Annotated in this window: 9 protein-coding genes and 1 pseudogene; 6 read left to right on the forward strand and 4 right to left on the reverse strand. The window is 71.1% G+C overall.

Annotated features, from left to right (window positions below):
- Window position 1: 1 nt before the first annotated feature.
- Entirely contained in the window at window positions 2-496 is a 495-nt protein-coding gene (locus IDM46_RS05145; protein ID WP_182821816.1) for a hypothetical protein, read from the reverse strand.
- 91 nt (window positions 497-587) lie between these two features.
- On the reverse strand, window positions 588-2,111 hold the full coding sequence (locus tag IDM46_RS05150; RefSeq protein WP_185115003.1) for a helicase HerA-like domain-containing protein: 1,524 nt from the start codon (window positions 2,109-2,111) through the stop codon (window positions 588-590).
- A 135-nt stretch (window positions 2,112-2,246) separates the two neighbouring features.
- On the opposite strand from IDM46_RS05150, the gene IDM46_RS05155 reads away from it, so the two are divergent.
- From IDM46_RS05155 to IDM46_RS05165, 3 genes are read left to right on the forward strand one after another with little or no spacing between them, the layout of a single operon-like run.
- Window positions 2,247-3,797 carry a transglycosylase SLT domain-containing protein gene (locus tag IDM46_RS05155; protein ID WP_185115004.1) on the forward strand — a complete coding sequence of 517 codons (1,551 nt, stop codon included), beginning with the start codon at window positions 2,247-2,249 and terminating at the stop codon, window positions 3,795-3,797.
- Window positions 3,798-3,833: 36 nt separating this feature from the next.
- On the forward strand, window positions 3,834-5,435 hold the full coding sequence (locus IDM46_RS05160) for a YdiU family protein (protein WP_185115005.1): 1,602 nt from the start codon (window positions 3,834-3,836) through the stop codon (window positions 5,433-5,435).
- Window positions 5,436-5,475: 40 nt separating this feature from the next.
- Window positions 5,476-7,389 carry an ATP-binding cassette domain-containing protein gene (locus IDM46_RS05165; protein WP_185115006.1) on the forward strand — a complete coding sequence of 638 codons (1,914 nt, stop codon included), beginning with the start codon at window positions 5,476-5,478 and terminating at the stop codon, window positions 7,387-7,389.
- A gap of 76 nt (window positions 7,390-7,465) precedes the next feature.
- Here IDM46_RS05165 and IDM46_RS13580 read toward each other — a convergent pair.
- Window positions 7,466-7,636, reverse strand: a pseudogene (locus IDM46_RS13580) (phage tail protein); the annotation flags it as partial.
- Between the two features lie 1,123 nt (window positions 7,637-8,759).
- Between IDM46_RS13580 and IDM46_RS05175 the strand changes: the two are divergent.
- Window positions 8,760-9,845: a sensor domain-containing diguanylate cyclase gene (locus tag IDM46_RS05175; protein WP_185115008.1), complete on the forward strand. Its 1,086-nt coding sequence runs from the start codon at window positions 8,760-8,762 to the stop codon at window positions 9,843-9,845.
- 22 nt (window positions 9,846-9,867) lie between these two features.
- Here the strand turns inward: IDM46_RS05175 and IDM46_RS05180 are convergent, their stop codons facing one another.
- Window positions 9,868-11,667 carry a M14 family metallopeptidase gene (locus IDM46_RS05180; RefSeq protein ID WP_185115009.1) on the reverse strand — a complete coding sequence of 600 codons (1,800 nt, stop codon included), beginning with the start codon at window positions 11,665-11,667 and terminating at the stop codon, window positions 9,868-9,870.
- A gap of 119 nt (window positions 11,668-11,786) precedes the next feature.
- Between IDM46_RS05180 and IDM46_RS05185 the strand changes: the two genes are divergently transcribed.
- Window positions 11,787-13,346: an oligopeptide:H+ symporter gene (locus tag IDM46_RS05185; RefSeq protein WP_182821802.1), complete on the forward strand. Its 1,560-nt coding sequence runs from the start codon at window positions 11,787-11,789 to the stop codon at window positions 13,344-13,346.
- Between the two features lie 8 nt (window positions 13,347-13,354).
- Window positions 13,355-13,966 carry a rhomboid family intramembrane serine protease gene (locus tag IDM46_RS05190; protein WP_185115010.1) on the forward strand — a complete coding sequence of 204 codons (612 nt, stop codon included), beginning with the start codon at window positions 13,355-13,357 and terminating at the stop codon, window positions 13,964-13,966.
- Window positions 13,967-13,979: the final 13 nt, after the last annotated feature.

Below are 13,979 nucleotides of genomic sequence, written 5' to 3' on the forward strand. Positions count from 1 at the left end.
GTCAGCGCTTGCCGGTGGCGGCGCCGCGGCGCAGCGCCACGCCGCCGTCCTGGGGCGCGAGTTCGTCATGCGAGGGCAGGGCGAAGCGGTGGTCCGGCTCGTCCTTGGCGTCGGGGTCGAGCAGCACGAGGCCGCTGCCCGGCTCCAGTGACCAGCTGCCGACGCTCTCCACACCTGCCGAGCTGAGCGCGTAACGGCCATCCGGCTCGATCGCCAGCTGCGTGCCAGGCGCACGGAACACGCCCGAAAACGCGCGTGCATCGAAACGCGTGCCGGCCCCGGCCGGCGAGGTGTGGTCGGCCACCACCACGGCGTCGGTGCCGGGTACGTTGGCCGCGGCCGGAATGGCTGCCGTCGGCGCCACGCCCGGACGCATGGCGCCCGCAGCGCGCGAGGCCTGCGGCACCGGCACCGGATCGGGATCCGGCGCCGGCCGGCAGCCGACGGTGGCCAGGGCGGCACCGAGCAGGAGGGCCGCGGGGGCGGTGTGGCGCATGGCATGCATCCGGGTGAGGGGTCGGGCGCAGTGTCGCCCGTCGTCCGTGGTCGCGGCGTGGTGCCCCACGCCGCCGAAAGTCGGCCCGAGCTCAGCGCTTGCCGGTGATCCCGCCGAAGATGCCGCGCAGGATCTGCCGCCCGATCTGGTTGCCCACGGTGCGCGCGGTCTGCTTGGCCATGGTCTCCACCATGCCCTGGCGCCGCTTGGTGCCGAACAGTGCGTCCTTCACCGACTGGCCGAAGCCGCCGCCTGCGGCGTCGTCCTCGGTCGTGGTGCGCGCCTTGGGCGCCTGTGCGGCTTCCAGCGTTGCCGCCGCCTTGGCCGCCAGCATCTCGAACGCGGATTCGCGGTCCACCGTGGTGTCGTACTTGCCGCCGACCGGGCTGGCCGCGCGCACGCGCGCGCGCTCGGCCTCGGTGATCGCGCCCATGCGGCAGCGCGGTGGCGCGATCAGGGTCTGCTCCACCGGCATCGGCGCACCCTTGCCCTGCAGGGTGGAGACCAGCGCCTCACCGGTGCCGAGCTGGGCGATGACCTTGGCCACGTCGAGCGCGGGGTTGGCCACGAAGGTCTCGGCCGCGGTGCGCACCGCCTTCTGGTCGCGCGGAGTGAAGGCGCGCAGGGCGTGCTGCACGCGGTTGCCGAGCTGGCCGAGGATCTCGTCGGGCACGTCATCGGGGAACTGCGAGCAGAAGTAGATGCCCACGCCCTTGGAGCGGATGATCCGCACCACCTGCTCGACACGCTGGCGCAGCGCCGGCGGCGCGTCCTTGAACAGCAGGTGCGCCTCGTCGAACACAAATACCAGCTTCGGCTTGTCCAGGTCGCCGACCTCGGGCAGGTTCTCGAACAGCTCCGACAGCAGCCACAGCAGGAACGTCGCGTACAGGCGCGGCTTCAGCACCAGCTGGTCGGCGGCGAGGATGCCGATCACGCCGCGGCCATCGGGCGTGGTGCGCATCAGGTCCGCCAGTTCAAGCGCCGGCTCGCCAAAGAACTGGTTGCCGCCTTCCTGTTCCAGGCGCAGCAGCGCGCGCTGGATGGCGCCGATCGACGGCGCGCTGACCAGGCCGTAGGACGTGGAGATGGCCTTGCGCTCTTCGGCCACCAGCGCCAGCAGGGCGCGCAGGTCGGCAAGGTCGAGCAGCAGCAGGCCGCGGTCGTCGGCCAGCTTGAAGGTGATGTCCAGCACGCCGGACTGGGTGTCGTTGAGCTCCAGCATGCGCCCCAGCAGCGTGGGGCCGATCTCGCTGACCGTGGTGCGTACCGGGTGCCCGGACTTGCCGTAGATGTCCCAGAACAGCACCGGGCTGGCCTCCGGCGCGTAGCCGTCGGCGCCGATCATCGCCGCGCGCTGCAGCAGCTTCTCGCCACCGTCGCCGGCGACGGCCAGCCCGGCCACGTCACCCTTCACGTCGGCCAGGAACACCGGCACGCCAATGCGCGAGAAGCCTTCCGCCAGCGTCATCAGCGTGACCGTCTTGCCGGTGCCGGTGGCGCCGGCGACCAGCCCGTGGCGATTGCCGTACCGCGGCAGCAGGTGCACGCGGCCACCGGTCTCCGGCAGTGCATCGGGCGTCGTGACGGCCTTGCCGACGAGGATCGGGTCCATGGTCTCTCCTGTGCGCAAGCCCCGGATTCTAGCGGCTGAACCCGCCAGCCCGGCGCGCACGCGATGTCCTTGCCGCTGCTCGTCGCCGGCGGCTACCCTGCCAACCCCCGCAGTCCACCCCCCAAACCGATCCCCATGCCCGATTCCGCAGTGCTCTTCCGCCGCCTGGCGCTCGTCGCCATCGCCTTGACGTTCACCTTGCACGCCCCGGCGGCACTGGCGCAGTCCAAGCGCGACCGCGCCGCGACCGAGGGCCTGGTGGAACGCATGGCCGCGGCCGAGGTCCGCTACCGTGAATCGCTGGTGCGGGCGGCCAACAACGATCCCGAGGCGATCGCCGAAGGCAACGCCGCGCTGGAGGACATGGAGGACGTGATGGTCGCCTGCGAGAAGCAGCGCGGCTGCAACGTCAGCCGGATGCTGCCGGGCTGGAAGCGGCTGCTGAAGGCGCAGGCCGACGACGTCGCCGGCGCCGACGGCGAGGAGCCCGAAGCCTGGGCCGAAGGCGAGGGCGAGCTGCCCACCGGCGACGTGCCTGACGCCGCGAGCGCCGCGGCGCTGCTCAGCGAGGACGGCCAGCGTTTCGTGCGCATGGTGCAGTTCAACCCGGCGGTGCAGGCCGGCATCCGCCGCTGGCTGACCGACATGCGCGTGTCGCTGGTCACCAGCCACGAGAACTACCAGTACATGCGCCACATGATGTCGCCGGCGTTCGAGCGTCGCGGCCTGCCCGAGGCGTTGCTGTTCGGGATCATGGCCAAGGAGTCCAACGGCCGCGTGCATGCCGGTTCGCGCGCCGGCGCGGTCGGCCCGCTGCAGTTCATGCCGGCTACCGGTCAGCGCTTCGGCCTGGGCCCCGACGGCGCCGGCTTCGACACCCGCTACGACCCGCGCATGTCGTCCGACGCCGCCGCCAGCTACCTGAGCGAGCGCTTCGCCGAATTCGGCAACGACGTGGAGATGTGGCTGGCCGCCTACAACGGCGGCGAAGGGCGCGCGGCGCGTATCCACCGCGGCAGCGGCGGCCGAAAGTTCTGGGATGCCGACGTCTACAACCAGTTCCCCGCCGAAACCCGCGACTACGTGCCGATGGTGATCGCGGCGGCGTGGCTGTACCTGCACCCGCGCGAATACGGCCTGTCGTTCCCCAAGGTGGATGCGCGCCCGGCGACCTTCGCCCTGGCGCGCCCGGCGTCGATCTACGAGCTCACCATCTGCATGGGCGACGGCGGCAGCCGCCATGGCTACCTGCGCAGCCTGCGCAACCTCAATCCGCGCTACGAGGCCGACACGGTGATCGCCGGGGGCACGATGCTCAACGGCACGGTGCGCATGGCCGGCCTGTACAAGCGCTGGTGCGCCCAGGGCAAGCGCGCCGACCTCGCGCGGCAGCTGATGGGCAGCAGCGTGGATGCCGCGCTGGTACGCACCGGGCCGATCGAAGTGGTGCGACCGGGCGATGCGGGCGGCGAGGGTGCCGCCGGCATGCCGGGCGCCACCACGCCGGCGCCAGCGCCGCAGCGCGGCGCGCGCGAACACCGCGTCGCCCGTGGCGAGACGCTGGCGGCGGTGTCGCGCCGCTATGGCTGCGACGTGCGGGTGCTGGCGCGCGCGAACGGCGTGCAGGCGCCGGGGTATGCGATCCGCGTCGGCCAGCAGCTGAAGCTCGAGGGCTGCAAGGGCTGACGGCGGCGCTCACGCAGGTCCTGCGAGACTGCGGTCATGCCGCTGCGCTTCGACAACGCCTTCCTGCGTGAACTCCCCGGCGACCCCGACCAGGGGCCGGGCACGCGCGAGGTGCCGGGCGCGGCCTGGTCGCGGGTGATGCCGACGCCGGTGGCCGCGCCCCGACTCGTGGCCGCGTCCGCGGACATGGTGGCGGCGCTTGGGCTGGATGCGCATGACGTGGCCGCGCCCGGATTCGCCGCCACCTTCGCCGGCAACCGCCTGTGCCCCGGCATGGATCCCTGGGCCGCCAACTACGGTGGCCACCAGTTCGGCCACTGGGCGGGGCAGCTCGGCGATGGCCGCGCGATCAGCCTGGGCGAGGTGGTCGCGGCCGATGGCCGCCGCCACGAGCTGCAGCTCAAGGGCGCCGGACCCACGCCGTATTCGCGCCGTGCCGATGGCCGCGCGGTGCTGCGCTCCTCGATCCGCGAATTCCTGTGCAGCGAGGCCATGCACCATCTCGGCGTGCCGACCACCCGCGCGCTGTCGCTGGTGGCCACCGGCGACAGCGTGGTGCGCGACATGTTCTACGACGGCCACGCCGCGCCCGAGCCGGGTGCGATCGTGTGCCGCGTGGCGCCGTCGTTCCTGCGCTTCGGCAGCTTCGAGCTGCCGGCCTCGCGCGGCGATGTCGTGCTGCTGCGGCAGCTGGTGGAGTTCTGCATCTGGCGCGACTTCCCTGAACTCCTGGGCAGCCGTGCCGGCGCGCCGTTGGCGCGGCTGCGCGACGCGGCCGCCTTCGACGGGACGCTGCTGGCGGCGTGGTTCCACGAAGTCTGTGTCCGTACCGCGGTGGTGGTGGGGCACTGGATGCGGGTCGGGTTCGTCCATGGCGTGCTCAACACCGACAACATGTCGATCCTCGGCCTGACCATCGATTACGGCCCCTACGGCTGGATCGACGACTACGACCCCGACTGGACGCCCAACACCACCGACGCCCAGGGCCGCCGCTACCGCTTCGGCTGGCAGCCGCGGGTGGCGCACTGGAACCTGGCGCGGCTGGCACAGGCGCTGTCGCCGCTGTTCGCCACGGCCGCGCCGCTGCAGGCCGGCCTCGATGCCTACGCCGCCACCTGGGCCGAGGCCGAGCGTGACAACGCCGCCGGCAAGCTGGGACTGTCGGCCTGCGACGCCGACGACCTCGCGCTGATGCGCGAGCTGCAGGGGCTGCTGCACGCCGGAGGCGCCGACATGACGATCTTCTTCCGCGCACTGTCGGACATCGACCTCGCAAGCCCGACGCCCGCGCCGCTGCGCGCGGCGTTCTACGACGACGCGCTGCAGGCGGCGACCGAACCGGCGCTGGCCGACTGGCTGGCCCGCTACGCCGCCCGCTGCCGCGCCGACGCGCTGCCTGCGGAGGCGCGCGTGGCGCACATGCACGGCGCCAATCCGCGCTTCGTGCTGCGCAATTACCTGGCGCAGCAGGCGATCGACCGTGCCACCCAGGGTGACGACGGCGGGGTGCTGGAGCTGCTCGAGGTCCTGCGCGACCCCTACGACGAGCAGCCGGGGCGCGAAGCCTTCGCCGCGCGCCGCCCTGACTGGGCCCGCGACCGCGCCGGCTGCTCGATGTTGTCCTGCAGTTCCTGAATATGCGGGCCGGGGTCCCCCGGACCGGTAGAATGCGCGGATGCCCCTGATTACCGTGAATGCCGTCGACTACAGCGTCGGCGGCCCATTGCTGCTCGAAAACGTCGACCTCGCCATCGATGCCGGTGAGCGCATTGCGCTGATCGGCCGCAACGGCGCAGGAAAATCCACCCTGATGCGCCTGCTGTCGGGCGAACTCAAGCCCGATGACGGCGACATCCGCCGCGAGGGCGCGGTGCGCGTGTCGCGCCTGGAGCAGGAGGTGCCCGCGGGCGCCGCCGGCACCGTGTTCGACGTGGTCGCCGAGGGCATGGGCGAGCTGGGTGCGTGGCTGGCGGAGTTCCATCACCTGAGCCATGCCGAGGTGTTCGACGGCGATGCGATGTCGGCCGTGCAGGCGAAGATCGACGCCGTGGACGGCTGGGGTGCCGACCAGCGCGTGGAAGAGACGTTGCAGAAGCTCGACCTCAATGGCGACCTGGTGTTCGGCGAGCTGTCCGGCGGCATGAAGCGCCGGGTGCTGCTGGCGCGCGCGCTGGTGTCGACCCCCGACGTGCTGCTGCTGGACGAGCCCACCAACCACCTCGACATCGCCGCCATCGACTGGCTCGAAGGCTTCCTCAAGGGCTGGGCGGGCGCACTGGTGTTCGTCACCCATGACCGGCGCTTCCTGCGCGCGCTGGCCACGCGCATCGTCGAGATCGACCGCGGCCAGGTCACCGACTGGCCGGGCGACTGGGCCAACTACCAGCGCCGCCGCGAGGAGCGGTTGAACGCCGAGGCGCAGGAAAACGCGCGCTTCGACAAGATGCTGGCGCAGGAGGAGATCTGGATCCGCCAGGGCATCAAGGCGCGCCGCACCCGCGACGAAGGCCGCGTGCGCCGCCTGGAGGCGATGCGCAACGACCGCGCCCAGCGCCGCGACCTGACCGGCAACGTGCGCATGGAGACCGCGACCGCGGGCAACTCCGGCAAGAAGGTCATCGAGGCCAAGCACGTGTCCTTCAGCTACCCGGGCAAGACGCTCATCCGCGATTTCTCCGGCACCATCCTGCGCGGCGACCGCATCGGCCTGATCGGCGCCAACGGCACCGGCAAGACCACGCTGCTGAAGATGCTGCTGGGTGACCTGCAGCCGCAGCAGGGCGAGATCCGGATTGGCACGCAGCTGCAGGTCGCGTATTTCGACCAGTACCGCGCCACGTTGCGCGAGGACTGGAACGCGCTGGAGAACGTCGCGGAGGGCCAGGATTTTGTCGAGATCGGCGGCAAGCGCAAGCACGTCATCGGCTACCTGCAGGACTTCCTGTTCACGCCCGAGCGCGCGCGCGCGCCGATCACGCGCCTGTCCGGCGGCGAGCGCAACCGCCTGCTGCTGGCCAAGCTGTTCGCGCAGCCGTCCAACCTGCTGGTGATGGACGAACCGACCAACGACCTCGACGTCGAGACGCTGGAACTGCTGGAGGAGTTGCTCGGCGAGTACGCCGGCACGCTGCTGCTGGTCAGCCACGACCGAGACTTCCTCGACAACGTGGTGACCTCGACCCTGGTGATGGAAGGTGACGGCCGCGTGGGCGACTACGTCGGCGGCTACAGCGACTGGCTGCGGCAGCGTGCCGCGGTGCGTGCCGGCGACGCCGCGCCCCGCGCCGCGGCACCCGAGGCGCCCCCGCCCACGGCCGCGCCCCGGGTAGACGCGGCTGCCGGCGCACCGGCGTCAGCCCCGCGTCGCAAGCTGAGCTTCAAGCTGGAGCGCGAGTTGGAACAGCTGCCGTTGCGCATCGAAAAACTCGAAGCGGACATCGCCGGGCGCATCGCGTCGATGAACGACCCGGCGTTCTACCTGCAGGAGCGCGCCGCCATCGACGCGCACAACCACGCGATCGCGCTCGCGCAGGCGGAACTCGATGCCGCGTACGCGCGCTGGGAGGCGCTCGACGCGGCATCGGACTGACGCGGCCTCGTGTGGCCCATGTTCAGTTCATGCTGGGGTAGACGCCTTCCGTGCAGATCATGTAGGTCATGTTGTTCGGCGTGATCGGCCGCAGGTCCGGCAGCGCGAAGGTGGTCTGCCCGTCTCCGCCGTAGAGCGTGCCGATCAATGAGAACAGGGCGGAGTTCTGCGAGATCGCCAGGATCTGCCCGCGCGCCGGCGTGCCTTCGCCCACCCGGCTTGCAGCGGTCAGGGTGATCGAGGCCAGGGTGCACCCGTAACCGGAGCCGGCGTATGCATTGCCGGTGCTCGAGCCATAGTGCTGCGCCAGGGCCGAGTTGCCCTGCGGCCCCATGGGCCCCATCGGTCCCATCGGTCCCGCGGGTCCAGTGCCGCCGGCTGCACCCGTCGCGCCGGTCAGGCCTGTAGCACCGACAGGACCGGTTGCGCCGGCCGGTCCAGCGGGACCCGCCGGGCCAAGCGCACCAGCCGCGCCCGTGGCGCCCACCGGTCCGGTGGGGCCTGCAGCTCCGACAGGGCCGGAGGGACCAGCGGGGCCGGTGAGTCCGGTCGGGCCCGTCAGGCCCTGCGGGCCCATGGCGCCGGGCTGGCCCTGCGGTCCCTGCGGTCCGCTGGCGCCCAGTTCGCCCTGGGCACCTTGCGGGCCAGGCTCGCCCTGCGGACCTGCCGGGCCGACGCCACCCTGCGCACCGGCGGCCCCCACCAGGCCCTGGGGTCCGGTTGCGCCCGTCGCACCGGCCGCGCCCGTCGGGCCGGCTTCGCCTGGCAGGCCTGTCGGGCCCGCAGGTCCGATCGCGCCGGCCGGACCGGTTGCACCCGTTGCGCCGGCGGGGCCAGCCGGCCCGCGCACGCCTTCGGGCCCCTGCGGGCCAACGGCGCCCAACGTGAGCGCGAAGGCGGTTTCGACGTTGGCCCGCGTATCGGCCACGCGCAGCAGGTAGTCACCCGCGGGCGGCAATCCGCCGCCGAACCGGCAGGTGATCGCGGTCGACAGCGGGACCGCAGGCTGGCAGTTCGCGGTGATGTTGCCGGGCTCGCCCTCGGGCCCGAGATGGATCGCCATCCGGGAGCGGAGCGTGGGCAGGTTTCGCCCGATGATTGCGATGGCCTCGATGTCGTGCATGACAACGACGGACTCGATGCGCGGTGCGTCGTAGGCGGAGACCGCCGGAGTGATGCATGTGGCACACAGCAAGGCGAGGACGCGCAGGCGCGACCGGTTGGTCTGGAGCATTGATGTTCCCCCTGGAAGGCCTGTCCGTCCGGACCGGCTATGGAAATGGTAGCGCCTGCGACGCGCCTGGCGCGAGCGGCGCCGGCGTGGGCTCACACGCGACCGGCTAGACTGCGCGACGGATCGGGACGGGGGCATGGCGACAGCGATGGAGTTGCGGGCACCAGATGCCAGCGAGGCGCGCGAGCTGCGCTTAGTGGACCGCATCCACGGGATGCGCACGCTGGCCGTGCCGCTGGCCGGTCTCGCCGTGGGAACCGTGCTCCAGGGCCTGGGCGCGCCCGCCTGGGCGTGGGCGGTGCTGCTGTTCAACATGTTTGCCTGGCCGCATGTCGCGTGGTGGCGGGCGCGCCGCAGCGACACGCCGCAACGCGCCGAGTTCCACAACCTCATGGTGGATGCCTTCAGCGCGGGCGCGTGGATCGCGACCATGCAGTTCAACCTCGTGCCCAGCGCGGTGTTCTTCACGCTCATTGCGGTTGCGAACATCGCGGTCGGTGGCTGGCGGTTCGCCGCGTGCACCACCCTGGTGCTGGTGCTGGCCTGCCTCGCGGTGTCGGCCCTGCAGGGATTCCCGGTGCGGGTGGATGGCAGCCTGACCGATTCCCTGGCGGCCTTGCCGTTCCTGGTGCTGTTCGCATGCACGCTGGCCCTGCTCACCCACGCGCTGGGCCGCCACGTGGCGCGCCAGAACCGCCTGCTGGAGCGCCTGAACCGGATGGACGTGCTGACCGGGTTGCCCAACCGCCGGCACTGGAACCAGGCGTTGACCACCGAACTCACGCGCCACATGCGCACGCGCCGGCCCGCGGTGCTGCTGCTGATCGACGTCGACAACTTCAAGGAAGTCAACGACGAGCATGGCCATGCCGCCGGCGACGAAGTGCTGCGCTGCATCGCCGACGTGCTGCGCGCCTGCGTGCGCGACATCGACACCGCCGCGCGCCATGGCGGCGACGAGTTCGGCGTGCTGCTCGCCGAAACCAACCTGCGCGGCGCCGCCGTGGTGGCCGAGCGCATCCGCACCGGTTTCCTCGCGGCGCGGTCGGTGGCCGCGGTCCGGCAGGACTGCACCTTGAGCATCGGCATGGCCGAGGCCGACTGGCTGGTGCTGACTGCTGACGAGTGGATGCACCGCGCCGATGCCGCGATGTATCGCGCCAAGGACGCGGGGCGCAACCGCGTCGAAGTGCATGTCCCGGAGCTGGCGCGCACCGACTGAGCGCGGCAGGCGGGGGCGGGTGCTACGGTGCCTGGTCGATGCGGAACACCGGGTACAGCGCGTGGCGCTCGTCCCAGCTCGGATGCCTGCGGTGGAAGAACTCCAGGCGCGCCTGCGGACTGCCGGCAAACGCCGCGTCGTCGCGCAGGAGGGCCTCGAACGCCGCTTTCACCGCAGGGTCCACGAGCATGCCGCGGGCCACGTCCTCGGCGACGTAGGCCTCCATGTATTCCTTGCGCTCGAAGGCGTTGTTGAACACGCCCCACGCGGCGAGGGAATCCGGGGCCTGCGGCTCCAGCAGCGCCACCGCCATGCGCGCGCGTGCCTGCGCGATCGGCACGAACAGCGCGCCGGCGGCCAGCTCGCGCGTTTCGGGTTGCCAGTGGCCGGTGAGCTCCAGGCGCTGGTGGCCTTCGCTGGACGTCGCCGCGAAGTTCGCGGTGTCGGCGCGGAACACGTGCACGGGCATCGCCTGGCGCGCGCTGTCGAGGGTGCGGAATTCGACGCCGTGCAGGCGCAGCGCCGCGGCCACGCGCGCGGCATGGCGCGACGGCACCAGGTAGCCGCCACGTGGCACCACGATCGTGCGGCCCGGCAGCACTTCGTCGCGCAACGGCATGGACCACGTCTGCGGCACGGACTCGTCGTAACGGGTCATCAATGCGCCGGAGATGTCCGAGGGCGTGCGCGTCCAGGCATAGCCGCGGAAGTCCACGTGGCGCACCCGGTCGCTGGCGCGGTAGTCGAGCGCCAGGGTGGTGCCGCCAAGACCGGTGGCGGCGGCATCGGCGTGCGTGGCGAGGCGCAGCCACCGCGCGCCGTCGCGGGCGGTGCGTTCCAGCATCGCCACCACCAGGTTGCGGGTGATGCGCACGCGTACCGGGTACGACTTCCACGAGTGCGTCTCGACCAGGATGCCGAAGCGGTTGCGCAGCGGGAAATACCCGTGCGAGAAGCGCGGCGGCGGGACGCCGTCGGCGATGCCCGAGTCGGGGTTGTCGTCCTCGATGAAGGAGGGATAGAACGGCAGCGGCAGTGAACCCGACGCGGTGAGCGCGGCGAGCAGGCCGGTGCGGAGGTCCAGTCCGGCGGCGCGCAGGCCGGCGTCGCCGGAATGCAGTGGCTCGACCTGCACCGAGATGTCGTGCTCGAACTGCGCGCCGTTGGTGGCGTGCAGGTCTACGGTGGCGATGGGGTCCCACTCCGCCAACAGCCGCAGCATGGCCTGCATCTCGGCCGAATCGGCCTTCAGGTAGTCGCGGTTGAGGTTGAAGTTCTGCGCCGTGGTGCGCCAGCCCATCTGCTCCGGGCCGCGCTGGTTGGGACGGTTCCAGGCGCCGAAGCGCTCGTGGCCGTCCACGTTGAACACCGGCACGAACACCAGCACCTGGCGCTCGAGCGCGCCCGGCGCGGCGGTTCCTTCCAGCACCTCGCGAAGCGCGAGGAAGCCGGCATCCTTGCCGTCGATCTCGCCGGCGTGGATGCCACCCTGGACCAGCAGCACCGGCAGCCTGGCGGCGCGCGCCGCCGCGGGCGTGAGCGCGCCGCTGCGCGAGGCCACCAGCACCTTCATCGGCCGTCCCTCGGGCGTGGTGCCGAAGTCGCCGCAGCGCACGGCCTCCGGCCAACGCGCCGCGAAGGCCTCGCAGAGTGCCGGCACCTCGTCGTAGCGCCCGGTGCGGACGAAGCCGGAGCGCTCCGATTCGGTCAACAGCGTTGCCGCGGGCACCTCGTTGCCCGCACCCGAGGCCAGGGCGGGCAGGGTGCACGGCAGCAGGAGCAGTGCCAGCAGCAACGGCAGGCGGCGGACGGGACTTGGCATGCGTGTTCCGGTGCGTACGGGTGGGCCGCGATCATGCCGCATCCCGCACCGCGCGGCGCGCGCGGCGCGGGTGGATACGCTAGCCTTCGCATCTTTCCGCACACGGGCTACCCCGGACGATGACCGCCAACGTTGCCGCAGGCGCGGGCAGGATGCCGCGCCAGATCCCCTTCATCATCGGCAACGAAGCCTGCGAGCGCTTCAGCTTCTACGGGATGCGCAACATCCTGGTGCAGTTCCTGATCACGTCGATGCTGCTGCAGGAGTTGACCGACTCCGCGCGCGCGGGCGAGGCCAAGGACATCATGCACAGCTTCATGATCGGGGTGTATTTCTTCCCGCTCCTGGGTGGCTGGCTGGCCGACCGCTGGTTCGGCAAGTACCACACGATCCTCTGGTTCAGCCTGGTCTATTGCGCGGGGCATGCCTGCCTGGCGATGTTCGAGGACAGCCGCGCGGGCTTCTTCACCGGGCTCGGCCTGATCGCGCTGGGCGCGGGCGGCATCAAGCCGCTGGTCGCGTCATTCATGGGCGACCAGTTCGACCAGTCCAACAAGCGCATGGCGCGGCTGGTGTTCGACGCGTTCTACTGGATCATCAACTTCGGCTCGCTGTTCGCGTCGCTGCTGATCCCGATCGCGCTGAAGAACCTCGGCCCGGCCTGGGCGTTCGGCATCCCCGGCATCCTGATGTTCATCGCCACGCTGGTGTTCTGGCTGGGCCGGCACCGCTACGTGCGCGTGCCGCTGCCGCCCAAGGACCCGCATTCGTTCGCCAACGTGGTGCGCACCGCGCTGCTGGCGCGCGTGCCGGGGCGCGGGCGTCCCGGCCTGCTGCTCGCGGCGGCCTGCCTGCTGCTGGCGCTGGGGTCGCTGACCCTGGTCGACACCCTCGGCATCGTGATCTGCCTGTGCATCGTGCTGGTGCTGGTGCTGGTGGGCATCGGCGGCGGGGCGTGGATGCAACTCGACCGCGCCCGCGCCGTGCATCCCGAGGCCGCTGTGGACGGCGTGCGCTCGGTGCTGCGCGTGCTGGTGATCTTCGCGCTGACCACGCCGTTCTATTCGCTGTTCGACCAGAAGGCCTCGACCTGGGTGCTGCAGGGCCAGCAGATGACCATGCCCGACTGGTTCACCGCCTCGCAGATGCAGGCGCTGAACCCGGCGTTGGTGATGATCCTGATCCCGTTCAACAACCTGGTGCTGTACCCGCTGCTGCGCCGCATGGGCTGGGAGCCGACCGCGCTCCGGCGGATGACCGCGGGCATCGCCTTCAGCGGCCTGGCCTGGGTGGTGGTGGGTGGCATCCAGGTGGGCATGGATGGTGGTGATCCCATGTCGATCGCCTGGCAGATCCTGCCGTACGCGCTGCTGACCTTCGGCGAGGTGCTGGTGTCGGCGACGGGGCTGGAGTTCGCCTACAGCCAGGCACCGCAGGCCATGAAGGGCGTGGTGATGAGCTTCTGGAACCTGACCACGACCATCGGCAACCTCTGGGTGCTGCTGTCAAACGCGGCGGTGCGCAACGGCGCGGTCACCGAGCGGATAGCCAGTACCGGGCTGAGCGAGGCGGCCTTCCTGATGTTCTTCTTTGCAGGCTTCGCATTCCTCGCGGCGCTGGCGTTCGGCCTGTACGCGCGGCGCTACCGCATGGTCGACAACTACCGCGCGGCGGTCTGAGGCAGCACATGGACGCACCCGTCACCCTCGTCATCCTCGCCGTCACCGTGCTGGTGTCCTGGCAGGCGTTCGGCAACCGCAAACTGCTGGAGCGCCTGCTGCTGTGGCCGCCGGCGATCGAGCGCAACAGGCAGTTCGACCGCCTGGTCACGCACGGCTTCGTGCATGCCGACTGGCAGCACCTGCTGTTCAACATGGTCACGCTGTATTTCTTCGGTCGGCACGTGGAGCGCATGTTCGCGCCCTACCTCGGCGCGTTCGGCTTCGTGCTGTTCTACCTGTCGGCGATCGTGGTCGCGATCCTGCCGACGTACCTGCGCCACCGGCACGATGCCGCGTATCGCAGCCTGGGTGCGTCCGGTGCGGTGTCGGCGGTGCTGTTCGCCTTCATCCTGGTGCAGCCGTGGGCGCTGATCTTCGTGTTCTTCCTGCCGGTGCCGGCCATCGTGTACGCCGTGCTGTACGTCGGCTACTCGATCTGGATGGACCGCCAGGGCCGCGACAACGTCAACCACAGCGCGCACCTCTGGGGCGCGGGCTATGGCGTGCTGTTCACGGTGATCATGGAGCCGCGCGTGATCGAGGTGTTCCTGGCGCGGCTGATGTCGCCGTCGTTCTGACGGCGTGTTCGGC

The sequence above is a fragment of the Luteimonas sp. MC1825 genome, from assembly GCF_014764385.1.
Taxonomy (GTDB): Bacteria; Pseudomonadota; Gammaproteobacteria; order Xanthomonadales; family Xanthomonadaceae; genus Luteimonas.